Raw genomic sequence first — 16,493 nt, 5'->3', positions numbered from 1 at the left:
GGACCCCCGAGTGCGCCCCCGGCCGACCCCGGAGTCGGCGGATCCGATCACGATCCGCCCCTCCGGGACCGCCGCGGAAACCCTCCAGCACCCGACACAGCACCTGCCATCACAGACAAGGAACAGACACCGTGCGAACTCTCTCCAAGAAGGTCACGACCGCCGTGGCCGTCGCCCTCCCCCTCGCCCTCGCCCTCACGGCCTGCTCCGGCGGAGGCTCGTCCTCCGGCGGTGACGGCGGAGGCGACGGCGACAACACCCTGACCGTCTGGGCCTGGGACCCGGCGTTCAACATCGCCGCCCTCGAAGAGGCCGAGAAGATCTACCAGAAGGACAACCCGGACTTCTCGCTCGACGTCATCGAGACGCCGTGGGAGGACCTGCAGCCCAAGCTCACGACCCTCGCCCAGTCGCGGCAGTACGAAGAGCTGCCCGACATCTTCCTCATGCAGAACAACGCGTTCCAGAAGAACGCCCTCAACTACCCCGAGATCTTCAGCGAGATCTCGACCGACGCCGTCGACTTCTCGGAGTTCCCCGAGGCCGTCACCGCGTACTCCACCGTCGACGGCGTGAACTACGGCGTCCCGTTCGACTCCGGCACCGCGGTCACCGCGCTGCGCACCGACGTCCTCGAGGCGGCCGGCTACACGATCGACGACTTCACCGACATCACCTGGGACGACTTCCTCACCAAGGGCAAGGACGTCCTGGCGAAGACCGGCTCGCCGCTGCTGTCGGGCCAGGCGGGCTCCGCCGACATGATCATGATGATGCTGCAGAGCGCGGGGGCCAGCCTCTTCGACGACGAGGGCATGCCCACCATCAGCGACAACGACGCGCTGCTCACCGCGATCGACACCTACAAGCAGCTCGTCGAGTCGGGCGTCTTCGTCGAGGTCAACTCGTGGGACGAGTACCTGGGCACCTTCGTGAACGGCTCGGTCGGCGGCACCATCAACGGCATCTGGATCGTCGGCTCCATCCAGGCCGCCGAGGACCAGGCCGGCAAGTGGCAGGTCACCAACGTGCCGTCGCTCGACAGCGTCGACGGCGCGACCAACTACACCGCGAACGGCGGATCGTCGTGGACGATCAGCTCGAACGCCGACGTCGACCTCGCGACCGACTTCCTCGCGTCGACCTTCGCCGGCTCCACCGAGCTGTACGACACGATCCTCCCCGCCACCGGAGCGGTCGCCAACTGGCTCCCCGCCGCGTCGTCGCCCGCCTACGAGCAGCCCAGCGAGTACTTCGGCGGACAGCCGATCTTCTCGGAGGTCGCCCAGTTCGGCGCCGAGGTGCCCAGCAACAACACCGGTGCGTACTACTACGAGGGCCGCGACTCCGTCAGCGCGGCGATCACGCAGATCATCGGAGGCGCCGACCCGGCCAAGCGCTCGAGGAAGCGCAGGCGAACGTCGAGTTCGCGATGAGCTGACAGCTCTAGACCGGGTCGGGGCTTCGGCCCCGACCCGGTCCCCCTTCTCCCTCCTCCTGCAGATTGCGAGCACCCCGTGACGACCTCCGCGCCACCGCGCACCCGACCCCGCGTTCCTCCGCAGAGGCGGCGCGACACCCGACGACCCGTGAGGATGACCGGCGAGCGCCGCCGCAGCCTCACCGGCTGGGCCTTCCTCCTGCCCGCCTCGCTGCTGATCCTGCTGGTCAGCTTCCTGCCGATGGCCCAGGCGCTCCTGCTCTCGCTGCAGACCGGACGCGGCGCGAACCTCTCCTTCGCACAGCCCTTCTGGCTCAACTACGAGCGGCTGCTGCAGGACGAGATCTTCCGCCTGACGCTGCAGAACACCTTCATCTACCTGCTCATCCAGGTGCCGGTGATGCTGATCATGGCGCTGGTGCTCGCCAACCTGCTCAACGACCGCACCCTGAAGTACAAGACCTTCTGGCGCACCGCGATCTTCCTGCCCTGCGCCGTCTCGCTCGTCGCGTACTCGCTGGTGTTCCGCACGATCTTCGCGAACGACGGCTTCGTCAACGACGTGCTGCTGGGCATCGGCCTGATCGACAGTCCGGTCAACTGGCTCGGCAACCCCGAGACCGCGCGCTTCGTCATCATCCTCGGACTGCTCTGGCGCTGGACCGGCTACAACATGGTCTTCTACCTGGCGGCCCTGCAGAACGTCGACTACTCGAGCATCGAGGCCGCGAAGATGGACGGCGCGAGCTCGCTGCAGACCTTCTTCCACGTCACGATCCCGCAGCTGAAGCCGATCATCCTGCTCACCGCGATCATGTCGACGAACGGCACCCTGCAGCTCTTCGACGAGTCGTGGGCGCTGACCCGGGGCGGCCCGGCGTACACGACCATGTCGATGTCGCACTACCTCTACGAGGTCTCGTTCCTCAAGAACCCGAACTTCGGCTACGCGTCGGCGCTGTCGTACGTGATCCTCATCCTCGTCGCGGTCCTCGCGTTCGCCCAGCTGAAAGTCGGTGACAAGCGTGACTGACCCCGCCCGCACCCTCCCCGTGACCGATGCCGTCCTCTCGCTCCCCGAGACGGAGTCGTCGCGCCCCGTGACCGCCCCCAAGCGCACCGTCCCGGTGGCCTCGCGCCTGCGTGCGGTGCCGAAGTACGCGTTCCTGACGGTCTTCGCGATCTTCTCGATCTTCCCGCTGTACTTCATGGCCGTCTCGGCGACCAACACCAGCCAGGACGTGCTCGACTCGCGGATGCTGCCCGGCACGCAGCTGTTCGAGAACTTCGCGAAGCTCTCGGGGCTGCAGGACGTGGGCGGAGCGATGTGGAACTCCGCCACCGTCGCCATCGGCACCACGATCCTCGCCCTGATCGTCTGCTCGATCGCCGGCTACGGCTTCGAGGTCTTCCACTCGCGGGGCAAGGACCTCGTGATGGCGATCCTCCTGATCGCGATCATGATCCCGTTCGCGGCGACCATGATCCCGCTGTTCCAGGTCTTCGCCGAGCTCGGGATGGTCAACTCGCTCGCCGCGGTCGTCATCCCGGCGATCTCGACCCCGTTCCTGATCCTGCTGTTCCGCCAGGCCTCGCGCTCGTTCCCCTACGAGATCATCGAGGCCGCGCGGATCGACGGAGTGAGCGAGCTGGGCATCTTCGCGCGCATCTACCTGCCGTCGATGAGGTCGACCTACGCGGCCGCCGCCGTCATCACCTTCATGACCGCGTGGAACAACTTCCTCTGGCCCAAGGTGATCCTGGTCAACAACGACTTCCAGACCATGCCGATGCTGATCTCGAACCTGGCCGCGGGCTACGTCACCGACTACGGAGTGCTGATGCTGGCCGTGCTGCTGGCCTCGGTGCCCACGATGGTCGTCTTCATGATCCTGCAGCGCTCGTTCGCCGAGGGCATCACCGGAGCGATCAAGTGAGCCTCGCGCACGATCCGCGGCCCGCCGCCTCCGCCTCCCCGGGGTTCGACCCGTCGCGGCTGTCCGACCCGGGCTACTTCGCCGAGAACCGGCGCCCGGCCCACTCCGACCACCGCTGGTTCCGCTCCTCGGACGAGGCCGCGACCGGCGTCAGCTCGTTCGAGCAGTCGCTGAACGGGCTCTGGCGGATCCACTACTCCCCCGACCTCGCGGGCACCGTCCCCGGGTTCGAGCAGCCGGACTTCGACGCGGGCGACTGGGACACGATCCCGGTCCCCGCGCACATCCAGCTGCACGGCTACGACCGCCCGCAGTACGTGAACACGCAGTACCCGTGGGACGGGCACGAGGACCTCGCCCCCGGGCAGGCTCCGCAGCGCTTCAACCCCGTCGCGTCGTACCGCACCGTGTTCACACTCGACGCGCCGCTCGAGCCCGGCGAGCGGATCGCGCTCGACGTGCGCGGCGCCGAGAGCGCCATCGCGCTCTGGCTGAACGGGCGCTGGCTCGGCTTCTCGGCCGACAGCTTCTCGCCCGCCGAGTTCGACCTCACCGACCTGCTGGTCGAGGGCGAGAACGTGCTGGCCGCGCAGGTGGTCAAGTGGAGCGCCGGGTCGTGGCTCGAGGACCAGGACTTCTTCCGCTTCTCGGGGATCTTCCGCGACGTGGTGCTGCTGCGCCGCCCGCGGACGCACCTCGAGGACCTGCACGTCACGACCGTCGTCGAGGACTCCTGGGCCGAGATCTCGGTGGAGCTGAGCCTCGACGGCGAGGGCTCGGCGGTCGTCGAGCTCGAGGGAGTCGGAGTGCTGCGGCAGGACGAGGACGGGCGGCACCGCCTCCGACTCGCCGACCCGCGGCTGTGGAGCCCCGAGGACCCGCACCTGCACCGCCTGATCGTGCGCGTGCGCGACGCCGACGGCGTCGAGACGGAGGTGGTCCCCCAGCCGGTCGGCCTCCGCCGCTTCGCGATCGAGGACGGGGTGCTGCGGCTGAACGGCCGCCGCATCGTGTTCTTCGGGGTGAACCGCCACGAGTTCGGCGTCGACGGCCGCGTCGTCACGCGCGAGCAGACGGAGGAGGATCTGCGGATCCTCAAGCGCGCGGGCGTGAACGCGATCCGCACCAGCCACTACCCCAACAACTCCTTCTTCTACGAGCTCGCCGACGAGTACGGGTTCCTGGTCATCGACGAGATGAACCTCGAGACGCACGGCGTGTGGGACCGGGTGCGCTTCCTCGACGCCCCGGTCGAGGACGCGGTGCCCGGCGACGACGGCCGCTGGGCCGCCGCGCTGCACGACCGCGCGCGGAGCCTCGTCGAGCGCGACAAGAACCACCCGAGCGTGGTGATGTGGTCGCTCGGCAACGAGTCCTTCGGCGGCAGCGTGCTGCGCGATCTCTCGGACTGGTTCCGCGAGGTCGACGACCGCCCCGTGCACTACGAGGGCGTGCACTGGGACTCCCGCTACCCCGACACGACCGACGTCGTCAGCCAGATGTACACGCCGGCCGCCGAGGTCGAGGAGTACCTGCGCGAGCACCGCGACAAGCCGTTCATCCTCTGCGAGTACGCCCACGCGATGGGCAACTCGTTCGGCGCGGTCGACCGCTACCTCGACCTCGCCTCCCGGGAGCCGCTGTTCCAGGGCGGCTTCATCTGGGACTTCGCCGACCAGGCGATCGCGATGGTCGACCGGCACGGCGTCCCCTACTTCGGGTACGGCGGCGACAACGGCGAGGCGCCGCACGACGGCGACTTCAGCGGCAACGGCATCCTCTTCGCCGACCGCGCGCCCACGCCGAAGCTGCAGGAGGTCGCGTTCCTCTACCAGCCGTTCCGGATCGAGGTGACCCAGGAGGGGATCGCGATCGGGAACCGGCTGCTGTCGACTCCGTCCTCGGCGTACGACGCGGTCGTGACGCTGCGGCGCGAGGGCCGCGTGCTGGCCGAGCAGACGCTCGAGACCGCGGTCCAGCCGGGGGGCGCGCGACGTACGCGAGCCCGGTGCCGGTGCCCGAGCTGCCGGGCGAGTACACGCTCGACGTCGAGCTGCGGCTGGCGTCGTCGACCCGCTGGGCCGAGGCCGGGCACATCGTGGCCCGCGGCCAGCGGGTGCTCGAGGTGGCGGGCCGGCCGCACGTCGAGAGCCGGCCGCGACCCGAGGTCGTCGAGGGCACCCACAACGTGGGCGTCCGCGGTGAGGGGTTCAGCGTGCTGTTCTCGCGCCTGCACGGCGGACTGCAGTCCTACCGCTGGGGCGGCGGGGCCGAGGGCGGGCGCGAGCTGCTCGACTCGATGCCGATGCCGTCGTTCTGGCACGCGCCCACCTCGAACGAGCGCGGCTGGGGCGGGCCGTTCGAGGACGGCCAGTGGCTGCTCGCGAGCCGCTACGCCCGGGCGGCCGGCGGGGCGCTGCGGACCGCGCGGGCCTCCTCCGACGACTCGGCGGTCACGGTCGGCTTCACCTACGAGCTGCCGACCACGCCGCGGACCACCTGCGACGTCGACTACCGGGTGACCGGCGACGGGCGGATCGAGGTGACGGTGGCGATGGACGTGCCGGACGGCCTGCCCGACCTGCCCGAGTTCGGGATGCAGTGGACGATCGGCGCCGACGCGCACCGCCTCCGCTGGTACGGCGACGGACCGGACGAGTGCTACTCCGATCGCCGCCTCGCGCCCGGCTGGACGTCTGGTCGAGCGACGTGGCGCGGGAGCTGACCCCGTACCTGAAGCCTCAGGAGGCGGGCAGCCGCACCGGCGTGCGCTGGGCCGAGGTCACCGGCGACGACGGCTGGGGACTGCGTCTCGACTGCGACGGCGGGATGGAGTTCTCGGCGCTGCACTGGACGCCGTTCGAGATCGAGAACGCGCAGCACCCGAACGAGCTGCCGCCGGTGCAGCGGACGGTCCTGCGGCCGGCGCTGAAGCGGCGCGGGGTCGCAGGCGACGACTCCTGGGGCGCGCGGACGCATCCGGAGTACCTGGTGCGGCCGCGCGACGGCCGGCTGGTGTTCCGCTTCGGGGTGTCGGGAGTGTCCGGAGGCTGACGCGGGGCGCTGCCTCCGCTACGGTGAACCGATTGGTTCAGATCGCCGCTCGTCCCTCGGGGCGGGCGGCGATCGCCGTACTCGACGAGAGGGATGCGCGTGCCGAAGAGGATCGTTCTGGGAGTGTTCGAAGCGGGGACGCCGCACGTCGGCGGCACCATCAGCTGGTCGCACGAGCGCAGCCGCGACGGCGACTTCCGCGACATCGGGTACTGGATGCGCATGGCGCGGCTGCTCGACGACGCCGGCTTCGACTTCCTCTTCTTCGCGGGCGGCTCGTTCGGCTACTCCTCCCGCCGCGGCGAGCTCTCGACGACGCTGATCGAGGCGGGCATGACCTTCGCGCTCGACGGGGCGTACATCATCCCCGCCCTCGCTGTCGTGACGGAGCGGCTGAACTTCGTGGTCACGTCGACCACGGGAGCCGACCACCCGCTGCACGCGGTGCGCAAGTTCTCGACGCTGGACCACGTGACCCGGGGCCGCATCGGCTGGAACATCGTCACCGGCGCCTCGCAGAACACCATGGCCGCGATGCTCGGCCAGCCGATGGTGCCGCACGACGAGCGGTACCGGGCGGCGCAGGAGTACGTCGACGTGACCTACTCGTTCTGGGAGGGCGGGCTCGACGACGACGTCATCGTGCTCGACCACGAGAACGGGGTCTTCGCGGATCCGGCGCGGATCCGTCCGGTGTCGTTCGAGGGCGAGTTCTACCGCTCAGAGGGGTACCACACGCTGCCGCCGTCGCCGCAGCGCTCTCCCCTGCTGTTCCAGGCGGGCACCTCTCCCGTCGGCCGGGCGTTCGCGGCGAAGAACGCGGAGTGCGTGTTCGTGCAGGGATCGACGTACGCGAAGGTGGCGTCGGACATCGCGGACATCCGGCGCCGCGCGGCCGAGAACGGTCGCGACCCGGCGTCGCTCAAGGTGATGGTGGGCGTGACGGTCGTGGTCGGCGAGACCTCGGAGGACGCGGCGCGGCTCCGGGCCGAGTTCGACGCCCTGCAGACCGACGAGCTGGCGGCGCACTACTACGCGGGGAACACGGGCGTGGACCTGCTGCAGTACGACCCCGACCGCACGCTCGCCGAGCAGCTCGTGCTCGACGACCAGGCGGGGCAGATGGGAACGAGCAACATCGAGCGGTTCCTCCGCCGCCCGGACGGCACGGCGCCGACGGTGCGCGAGATCCTCGACGAGCTGAAGGGCAAGGGCACCCGCGGCTTCGCGGTGACCGGCTCCCCCACCGAGGTGGCCGATGAGCTCGAGCGGATGATGGACGAGACCGACCTCGACGGCATCATGCTCGAGGCGGTGTTCGGGATCGCGTCGCTCTCGGACTTCGTGACCCTCGTGCAGCCGGAGCTCCGCCGGCGAGGGCGCCTCGACCCGGAGCCGGTCGGCGCGACGTTCCGCGAGCGGATGCTGGGCACGGGGCCGCACCTGGCGCCGGAGCACCACGCGGCGTCCTTCCGCCCGGCGGAGTCGGCTGCCGCCGAGTAGCCCTGTCCGCAACCGAGGTCGGGAGCGGCACCGCGTGCCGGATCGGCCGTGGAGCCCGCTCCCGACCTCGGTTGCTGACACCTCGGGCAGCAGAACGAAGGGTGAGAGGGCCGATCCGCGCGAGATTCGCGGGATCGGGCCGGTGAGCCTTATTCGTGCAGGCCCGACGCCGCCCTCCTGCAGCGCGGCCCGCGCAGAACCTCGGCCGGGAGTGGGGCTCAGCCACGATCGTGGCCGACGCCCGCGCTCAGCCGAGGTTGCGCTGCCGGATGCGTCATCGCTCCCAGCTGAAGCGGATGATCCCGCCGCCGTCGATCCCCATCCCGGTGAAGCGGGCGACAGAGGCGGCGAGCACGACGGCGCCCGCACCCCAGGCGAAGCCAGTGCGTCGGCGCCGGCGCGCAGCGGACCAGCCCGAGAACCCGCACGCGATCGCCAGGCACGCGAGGGACGCGACCGACGCCCAGCGCGCGGCATCCGTCATCGCCGTGCCCAGCAGAGCCCCCGCCCAGCTCACGAGCACGGCGAGCACGAAGATCGCGCTCGACACGGACCACCCGGTGAGTGCGACCGCGTCGCGCCAGTCCTCCGCGGGCAGGGCGAGGTGCAGGCGCTCCTCGGCCGAGAGCCGGAAGCGGACGCGGTACCGCTCGATGTCCGGCAGCAGCCGGACGACCGCGGCGGGCAGGTCACCGGTCGGCAGCGCGAGGAACTCAGGAAGATCGGACGCCGAGACGCGGGAGGCCGCTACGAGACGGGCCGCTCGGTCGCGCTCGAGCGGAGTCGCCTCGCCGTCCAGAGCGAGGGACCAGCGCCCGGCCTGGTCCGGAGCTCCGAGTTCGCGGTAGAACGCGATGAGTACCCGCCGTGCCGCTGACTCGTCAGGCGCACGTCGGACGCGGGTCTTGAGCAGCTCCAACGCCTCAGCGCGTCGCCCGGACACCCAGAGTCGCGTCGCCCGCGCGATCGCATCCGTCTCGTTCACCGCCCCATCGTGCCAGTGCCGTCCCGCTGCGGCGCGGCCTCCGAACCCTCGATCGTCCGCAGTCGGTTCCTGCACATCACGGCGACACTCCCCGCTCTCCCCAGAACCCGCATCGACCACGACACCCGCTCGCGAGCTGCCGGCACCCTCACCACCAGGCCCCCGGTGGCCGGCAGCGTGCTCGGCGCGGCCGCCGGCACGGGCTTCAGCAGGAGACCCGAGAGCAGTGTGCGATATGGCGGCAGTGGTTCCGAGCGACTACGGATCGACTCTGGAGGAGGTGAAACGGCATGTGCACGCGGCGCGGTTCCAGGCGCAGCGCAAGGTCAACACCGAACTCCTGCTGCTCTGGTGGCAGATCGGCTCGACCATTCTCGAGCGGCAGCGGCACCAGCCGTGGGGCAGCGGCGTTCTCGAACGGCTTGCCGACGACCTGCGCGCCGAGTTCCCCTCCATGAAGGGGTTCTCGCGCACGAACCTCTTCTCCATGAGACGCTTCGCAGCAGCCTGGCCCGACAAGCGCTCGATCGTTCAACGACCCGTTGGACAATTGCCCTGGGGCCACATCATCGAGCTGCTCGACAAGCTCGAGGATCAGGAGCTGCGGGACTGGTACGCCGCGAAGGACGTCGTGCACGGGTGGAGCCGACCGGTCCTGGCACACCAGATCAGCACGCGCCTGCACGAGCGCGAGGCTGCCGCACCGAGCAACTACACCGGCGTTCTCGCGCACGGCGACTCCGAACTCGCGCAGCAGATCACCCGCGACCCGTACGCCCTCGACTTCCTCGCTGTCGACGCTGATGCGACGGAGCGCGAACTCGAGGACCGCATGGTCGGCAGGATCGCAGAGACTCTTCGGGAGCTCGGTCCCGGGTTCGCTTTCGTCGGTCGGCAAGTGCACTTCGACGTCGAGGGCGACGACTTCTTCATCGACCTCCTGTTCTTCCACGTCGAACAGCTCCGCTACATCGTGGTCGAGCTGAAGACGAGGAAGTTCGACCCGAGAGACGCCGGTCAGCTCGGCTTCTACGTCGCCCTCGTCGAGGACCGACTTCGCATCCGCGGCGCGCACCGAGCAACGATCGGCATCCTCGTCGTCCCCGGCAAGAACGACGCCGTCGTCCGCTACGCCGTCGCCTCCACGACTCAGCCTGTCGCCGTGAGCCGCTACGAACTCGCCGAGGACACTCGAGCCGCTCTCCCCGACGAGGAGTCGATCCTCCACGCCTTCACTCACCCCTCTCGGAGCGACGTGCACGCCGCTCGTCCCGACCCGGGTCCGCGGGGCGAAGGGTGACAGGGACGAGTCGCGCGGAATCGCCGGACCGGCCCGATCAGCCCTGCTGGCGCGGGTCCGTCGCCGGACTCCTGCAGCACCGCCCGCGCAGAACCTCGGCCGGGAGTGGGGCTCAGCCACGATCGTGGCCGACACCCACTCCTGACCGAGGTTCCGCACGCGGGAGCGGTGCGAGCGGGTCAGCTGACGCGGACGAGGGTGCGCTGCCAGCCGGACGAGCCGTTCGGGGCGATCGGGGCGCGCTCCTCGATCTGGAGGGTGCCGTCCGCGTCCGTCGCCCGCACGGCGACGTAGTGCGAGCCGGTCTCGGCCTGCCAGTCGATGTACCACTGCACCCAGGTGTCGGTGTTGACCGGGGTCGAGAGGGTGGCTGGCTGCCAGTCGCCGTCGTCGATGCTGACCTCGACCTTCTCGATGCCGACGGTCTGCGCCCACGCCATGCCGGCGATCTTCGTCGGGCCGGCGGGGATCGCGGCGTCGATGCGCGGGGTGTCGATGCGCGCCGACATCTTGATCGGAGCCTCGGCGGAGTAGCCGCGCGGGGTCCAGTAGGCCTCGTCGGCGGCGAAGGTGGTCACCTTCAGCTCGGTCAGCCACTTCGTCGCCGAGACGTAGCCGTAGAGGCCGGGCACGACCATCCGCACCGGGAAACCGTGCTCGAGCGGCAGCGGTTCGCCGTTCATGGCGACGGCGAGGATCGCGTCGCGCCCGTCGTCGGTGAGGGCCCCGAGAGGCGTGCTCGCGGTGTAGCCGTCGACGCTGCGCGAGAGGACCATGTCGGCCCCGGACTGCACGCCCGCGCGGGCGAGCACGTCGCGGATCGGGACTCCGAGCCACTTCGCGTTGCCGACCAGGCCACCGCCGACCTCGTTCGAGACGCAGGTCAGCGTCACTCCGTACTCGTCGAGGCCCATGTCGAGCAGGTCCTGGAACGACAGCACGACCTCCTGGTCGACCATGCCGGTGATGGTGAGGGTCCAGGTGGAGGGGTCGATGCTCGGCACGGTCAGCGCGGTGTCGACCCGGTAGAAGTCGGCGTTGGGCGTGAACAGCGGGGTGAGGCCGTCGATGTCCAGCTCGGCCCCGGCGGGCACGGTGATCGTGGTGCGCGGGCTCGGGAGGCGCAGCGCCTCGCGGACCCCCGCGATGGTGGAGGTCGCCGCACTGACGACGCGGGCTCCGGCGCCGACGACGATCGCGCCGACGGCGGCGATCAGGGACACGCGGAGGAAGCCGCGGCGCTCGAGGCCGGGCGCGTGCGCGGGGGTCCGGCCCTGCGCCTCCGCCGTCCGTGCCGAGCGCCAGCGGCGCAGGCGCGAGGTCAGCAGGTGCAGCACGATGATCGCGACGACGAGCCCGACGAGGGTCGGGACGGCCGAGAGCGGAGTCGCTCCGGCGCGCGTGACGATCGCGGCGATCGAGAGGACGCCGGCGAGCACGAGGACGAGCTGCCCGAGCGGCGGCCGGATCAGCTGCAGCACCCCGGCGAGCGCCGCGGCGACGAGGACCGCCACGCCGATCCCGGCGAGCAGGAAGATCTTGTCGTTCTCGCCGAACGTCGTGATCGCGAACTCCTTGAGGGGCCGCGGCACGATGTCGACGATGAAGGAGCCGAGTGCGAGGACGGGGCTGGCCGTCCGGGCGACGGCGAGGGCGATCAGCTCGGCGACCGCGAGGAGGACACCGGCGGTGACCACCCCCGCTAGGGCGGCGAGAAGGAGGAATCGCCTCTGGCGCACGGGTCCCGCTGTCTCGTTCATAGGTGCAGTTTTCGCCCCTGACCTGCCCGTTCACCGGGTACCCCTGGTTTGGTCGCGCGGACCCCGATCCGGTAACGGTTCGGTAACGCTTCCTGCCTGCCGCCTCTCGCGAGATGCCACTTCGGGACGCGACACGCCGAGGAGCGCGGACCGGAGTGGCATCTCGCAGGGCGCACGAGAACGGCGGCCACCGGAGGAGGTCCCCGGCGGCCGCCGTCACTCAGGCACGTGCGCTCAGCAGGTGCGCGCGGTGTAGGTCGCCGGCGTCGCGGCGGTGACGGGCGAGCCGTTCACCGTCCCGGTCGCTGTGACCGTCACGGAGCCCGCGGCGATCGACGCCGCCCGCGTCGTGAACGCGTGCGTCACCGTCTTGCCCGGAGCGACTCCCGTGAAGGACTTCGACCCGAACGAGGAGGCGATGGTGAGGCCCGTCGCGACCGTCGAGTCGTTGCGGGCGGTCACCGTCAGCACGACCTTGCCGGTGACGCAGCGCGACGACGTGGTCACGGTGGTCTTCAGCGCGGGGGCGGTCTCCCTCACGACGGCCAGGCGGTAGGTCGCCGTCGTCGTGTGGTCCTGGGCGGCGGAGGTGATCACGACGTTCGTGGTCCCCGTCGCGGCCAGGCGCACGGTGCGCAGCTCGGTGTCGTCGATCAGCACGCCGTCGACGCGGACCAGTCCGCTCGCGACGGCCGGGTCGAGGTCGAGCGAGACGCTCGTCGTCGAGGCCGGCACCGTGAGCGTGTAGTCGCGCACTCCGGTCGCCAGCGCCGGAGCGAGGGTCCCGACGTCCGACGTCATCCTCGCGAGCTCGGCGTTCGTGCCGAACGAGGTCGACTCGGTCGTGTAGACGCCGAAGACGCCGCCGACGTTGCTGGTCGTGGTGATGCCCTGGAAGCGCACGGTCACGACCGGCACCTTCTGGCCCTTCGCGTCGAGCACGTAGTTGCCGGCGAGGTCGCGCTTGTAGCCGTCCCGCGCGGCGATCCCGTCGAGGACCGCCTTGGGGATCTCGTCGTACTGGATGTACCAGTTCGTCGATCCGGCCGCGCCCGAGACCACCTCGGTCTTGAGCTTCACGCCGTTGAGGAGGACGTCGAAGGTGCGTCCCGCGTCGCCGCCGTAGTAGCGGACGCCGAGGTAGTTCTTCGGCAGCGTCGGGTCGACGATCATGTCGTACTGGAACCACGCCTCGGGCGAGCGCTCGCCGTCACGGTAGCCCTCTCCCCGCCAGGTCCCGACGCTCGAGCGGTTGTACTTGTAGTTCTTGTCGGCCTCGCTGTTGTTGTTGTCGAACGAGGTGAGCGAGTCGATCGTCGTCTCGTCGGTGCGCAGCTGCTGCTTCTCCTTGAGGATCAGCGCCTGCGCCTCCGGGGAGTCGGGGGCGATCAGCGTGAGGTACGTCGCGTACCGGGCGTCGTGGAGGCTGTAGTACGGCTCGAAGACGCGGGCCGCGGAGGCGGCGTCGACGTTCTTCATGCCGAACCGCATCGTCTCGAGGCCGTTGTTGTTCACCGCGTCGGGCAGGCGCACCAGGTTGTCCCGGATGCCGGCCTTCCAGGCGTTCGCGTCGGCGACGACCACGTTCGAGTTGACCGTCTTGTCGGCGACGCCCATCTGCACGAGCACGCCCGCGGGGTAGGAGGCCTCGACGTTGTTCCGGTTCAGCTCGGTCGCGAGCAGCACGGGCCCGTACTTGAAGGCCGCGAAGTTCGCGTTCTCGGTCTCGGCCGAGACGGTCACCTTCGCCGGGAGCTTCCAGGTGAGGGTGTCGCCGGCGGCGACGGGGACGACGACGTAGCCGCCCTCGGTGATCGAGGCGATGCTGCGCGCCGCCCCGTTCACGGTGAGGGTCGGTGCTCCGTCGACCCACGACGGGATGCGCAGGCGCACGGTCGTGCCCTCGGCGACGGCGCCGCCGTCGAGTCCGGCGATCGAGTAGGTCGCGGTGTCGGTATCGGGGATGTCGGCCGTCTGCGTGAGCTTCAGGTTCGACGCCTGCGAGCTGAGCACCGACGAGCGGAACAGGTTCACGTAGACCGTGCGCTCGCCCTCGAAGTAGATCGAGTCGCCGAGCTTGGTGAAGCTCTCGATGCCCGATCCGTGGTCGCACCAGAACTCGTCCTGCTCCTTGCCGAAGACCTTGGCGTAGCCGGCGGTCTGGGGCTGGAAGTAGGTGACCATGCCGGTCTCGGGGTTCTGCGAGGCGAGGATGCCGTTGATGTACGCGTCCTCGTAGAAGTCGGCGTACTTGACGTCCTTCGTCACCTGGAACAGCGCCCGGGAGAGCTTGAGCATGTTGTAGATGTTGCAGCCCTCGGACGTCGAGTTCTCGCCGTATCCGGAGGTGCGGCCGCTCGTCGCGTACTGGTACAGCGTGCCCGGGGCGTGGAAGTGCTCGGACTCGCTGTTGCCGCCGTTGGCGTAGGTGTGCGTCTCGTCGACCATGCGGAAGAAGTTCTCGGCCGCGCGGCGGTACATGCCGAGGTCCGCCTTCTCGGCGTCGGTGAGGGTGGCGTACAGCGCCGGGTCGTCCGTGAACACCGTGTAGCGCTTGAGCGCGCCGATCAGCTTGGGGATCGTCGTGTTCGCGTGGAGTCCGTTGAGCACGTCCTCGTTGTTCGCGAGGCGCTCGAACAGGGCCCGCTCGTCGAAGTACTCGGCGGCGCGCTTGTGCTCGGACTTGCCGGTGAGCTCGAAGAGCTTGTACAGCGCCTCGTTCATCCCGCCGTACTCGGTGCGCAGGAGCAGCGTCGGGTCGGCCTGGCGGCCGCCCCAGTTGCGGATCCAGGTGCCGAAGCCGTCGGCGACGGTGAGGGCCTTGGCCGACACGTCGCGGGGGGCGTACTTCTGGGCGTCCAGCAGACCGGCCACGACCTTGTGCAGGTTGTAGAACGGCACGAGCAGTCCGTCGGCTCCCGAGGGGAGGTACGACACGGGGAACGGCGAGACGTAGCCCGCGTTGCTCGGGTCCTTCAGGGCGTAGGCGTCCTGGACCTTCTTGAGGCCGTCCACCGAGGCGGTCAGCTTGGCGAGCAGGGTCGCCTTCGTGGTCGGGTCCTCGGCGGTGGAGTAGGCCTGCGACAGCGCCGAGACGTAGTGGCCGAAGAAGTGGCCCTGGAAGCGGACGTTGCTGTCGCGCTCCCATCCGCCGTATCCGGACGTCGTCGTGGGGGCGAGGCCGGCCTCGCGGTAGAAGGAGTAGAGGAAGCGCTCGGGGTCGAGGCTGAGCAGGTACTCGACGGTCTGCTTCTCGCCGTTCTCGAGGTAGGGGTCCTCGACGTCGACGTCGGAGAGACCGGCCTCGAGCAGGTAGATCGAGCTCTCGAGGCCCTCGGGGAGGACCTGGACCGTGAAGGTCTTCGTCACCGGCACGCTGCCACCGTAGCTCGCCGAGCCGGTGAGGGTCACGGAGGAGGGGGTGGAGCCGGTGGGAGGAGTGACGACAGCGTTGCCGCCGTCGATCGCGATCCGCGCGGGGTCGGAGGAGGTCCACGAGAACGTGGAGCCCTTGGCACCGGTGGACGGCACCGGGAAGTCGAGGACGGTGCTCGAGGGCAGCGCGACCGCGTCGAGGTCGCTCTTCGCGACCGCTGCCGCGTCGAAGGAGGGGTTCCCCGCCTTGGTGAGCGTCACGACGTCGGTCGTCGTGGCGACTCCGTTGTAGAGGACGTACTCGTCGAGCAGGCCGCGCAGGTGCGCGCCGTTGTACTGCGGGCCGTTGAAGCCGATGGTCTTGGTCGACGTGCCCTCGGAGCCGAGGACGCCGGTCGCAGAGGTGGAGGGCGCGGTCTTGACCGCACTGCTCTGCTTGACGCCGTTGCGGTAGAAGGCGACCTGCTTGGTGGCCTTGTCGTAGGTCGCGACGACGTGGGTCCAGGTGTTGGTCGGGAAGAAGGAGGCGCGCGGGGACTCGACGGCGACCTTGTAGGGCTGCCCGCTCGAGGGGCCGATCGAGAGCGCGAGCGGAGTGCCGTCGCCCTCGGAGGTGAGGTACCAGCCGTCGGAGTTGTAGGCCGTCTTGTTCCAGGTGAAGACCTGCTCGCCGGTCATCGCGACGCTGGGGTTGTACCAGAACGAGACGGTGAGGTCGGCGGGCTGGAGGGCGGCCGAGGTGCCCAGGCTGACGGCGTTGGAGCCGTCGAAGGCGAAGGCCTGGCCGGAGAGGCCGGGGGCGTAGCCCGCCGCGCCCTTCTGCATGCCCGTGGGGGTGCTGCGGCCGCTCGTGTCGGTCACGCTGCCGTCGAAGGGCAGCTCGAGCACCTTCTTCGCGTCGAGCGACGTGCTCGGTGCGGCGTTCGCGGGCGCTCCGACCGACAGGAGTCCTGCGGTGAGCGCCATCACCGCCGCGACTGCGATCGGTGTCCGTCGTCTGGTCGTCATTCGTGGTGCCTCTCGTCGTTGAGATCGTCGTCCGGGCCGAGTGGGGAGGGGAGTCGCCACGGAAGGGGATGTGCCGAATGTTACCGTTAACAATTATTTTTCGGTGAAGTTTCGGTCGGCGGCCTGAGTG

General features: G+C 69.8%; 8 protein-coding genes and 2 pseudogenes. 7 read left to right on the top strand and 3 right to left on the bottom strand.

Annotation, left to right across the window (positions count from 1 at the left end; translation table 11 throughout):
• Nucleotides 1-131: 131 nt before the first annotated feature.
• From B0T42_RS01645 to B0T42_RS01625, 6 genes and pseudogenes are all read left to right on the top strand, one after another.
• On the top strand, nt 132-1,436 hold the full coding sequence (locus B0T42_RS01645; protein WP_139344381.1) for an ABC transporter substrate-binding protein: 1,305 nt from the start codon (nt 132-134) through the stop codon (nt 1,434-1,436).
• 159 nt (nt 1,437-1,595) lie between these two features.
• Nucleotides 1,596-2,474 (top strand): carbohydrate ABC transporter permease, encoded by an 879-nt coding sequence (locus tag B0T42_RS01640; protein ID WP_077221684.1) that lies wholly within the window; start codon nt 1,596-1,598, stop codon nt 2,472-2,474.
• Nucleotides 2,467-3,378, top strand: coding sequence for a carbohydrate ABC transporter permease (locus B0T42_RS01635; RefSeq protein WP_236720054.1), 912 nt, complete (start codon nt 2,467-2,469; stop codon nt 3,376-3,378). The genes B0T42_RS01640 and B0T42_RS01635 overlap by 8 nt, the downstream gene beginning before the upstream one ends.
• Nucleotides 3,375-5,162 (top strand): annotated as a pseudogene (locus B0T42_RS01630) (glycoside hydrolase family 2 TIM barrel-domain containing protein); the annotation flags it as partial. The gene B0T42_RS01635 and the pseudogene B0T42_RS01630, both read left to right, overlap by 4 nt.
• 224 nt (nt 5,163-5,386) lie before the next feature.
• Nucleotides 5,387-6,432 (top strand): annotated as a pseudogene (locus B0T42_RS20895) (beta-galactosidase small subunit family protein).
• 123 nt (nt 6,433-6,555) lie between these two features.
• Nucleotides 6,556-7,935, top strand: coding sequence for an NtaA/DmoA family FMN-dependent monooxygenase (locus B0T42_RS01625; RefSeq protein WP_158078009.1), 1,380 nt, complete (start codon nt 6,556-6,558; stop codon nt 7,933-7,935).
• Between the two features lie 274 nt (nt 7,936-8,209).
• Here the strand turns inward: B0T42_RS01625 and B0T42_RS01620 are convergent, their stop codons facing one another.
• Nucleotides 8,210-8,920 carry a DUF6584 family protein gene (locus B0T42_RS01620; RefSeq protein ID WP_077221682.1) on the bottom strand — a complete coding sequence of 237 codons (711 nt, stop codon included), beginning with the start codon at nt 8,918-8,920 and terminating at the stop codon, nt 8,210-8,212.
• A gap of 235 nt (nt 8,921-9,155) precedes the next feature.
• Here B0T42_RS01620 and B0T42_RS01610 point away from each other — a divergent pair, with 235 nt between their 5' ends.
• Entirely contained in the window at nt 9,156-10,220 is a 1,065-nt protein-coding gene (locus B0T42_RS01610) for a PDDEXK nuclease domain-containing protein (protein WP_077221680.1), read from the top strand.
• 179 nt (nt 10,221-10,399) lie between these two features.
• Here B0T42_RS01610 and B0T42_RS01605 read toward each other — a convergent pair whose 3' ends face one another.
• Both B0T42_RS01605 and B0T42_RS01600 read right to left on the bottom strand, forming a co-directional pair.
• Nucleotides 10,400-11,980, bottom strand: coding sequence for a molybdopterin-dependent oxidoreductase (locus B0T42_RS01605; RefSeq protein WP_077221679.1), 1,581 nt, complete (start codon nt 11,978-11,980; stop codon nt 10,400-10,402).
• A 234-nt stretch (nt 11,981-12,214) separates the two neighbouring features.
• On the bottom strand, nt 12,215-16,363 hold the full coding sequence (locus tag B0T42_RS01600; protein WP_077221678.1) for a beta-L-arabinofuranosidase domain-containing protein: 4,149 nt from the start codon (nt 16,361-16,363) through the stop codon (nt 12,215-12,217).
• Nucleotides 16,364-16,493 lie beyond the last annotated feature (130 nt).

Source organism: Rathayibacter rhapontici (genome assembly GCF_001995175.1).
Taxonomy (GTDB): domain Bacteria; phylum Actinomycetota; class Actinomycetes; order Actinomycetales; family Microbacteriaceae; genus Rathayibacter.
The sequence above is the reverse complement of the archived record's forward strand: the minus strand, read 5'-3'. Positions and strand labels throughout refer to the sequence as shown.

Bases quoted from the DNA above. Each gene is read 5' to 3' on its own strand.
- B0T42_RS01640 (WP_077221684.1), top strand. From the start codon at position 1,596: ATGACCGGCGAGCGCCGCCGCAGCCTCACCGGCTGGGCCTTCCTCCTG.
- B0T42_RS01610 (WP_077221680.1), top strand. From the start codon at position 9,156: ATGGCGGCAGTGGTTCCGAGCGACTACGGATCGACTCTGGAGGAGGTG.
- B0T42_RS01605 (WP_077221679.1), bottom strand. From the start codon at position 11,980: ATGAACGAGACAGCGGGACCCGTGCGCCAGAGGCGATTCCTCCTTCTC.
- B0T42_RS01600 (WP_077221678.1), bottom strand. From the start codon at position 16,363: ATGACGACCAGACGACGGACACCGATCGCAGTCGCGGCGGTGATGGCG.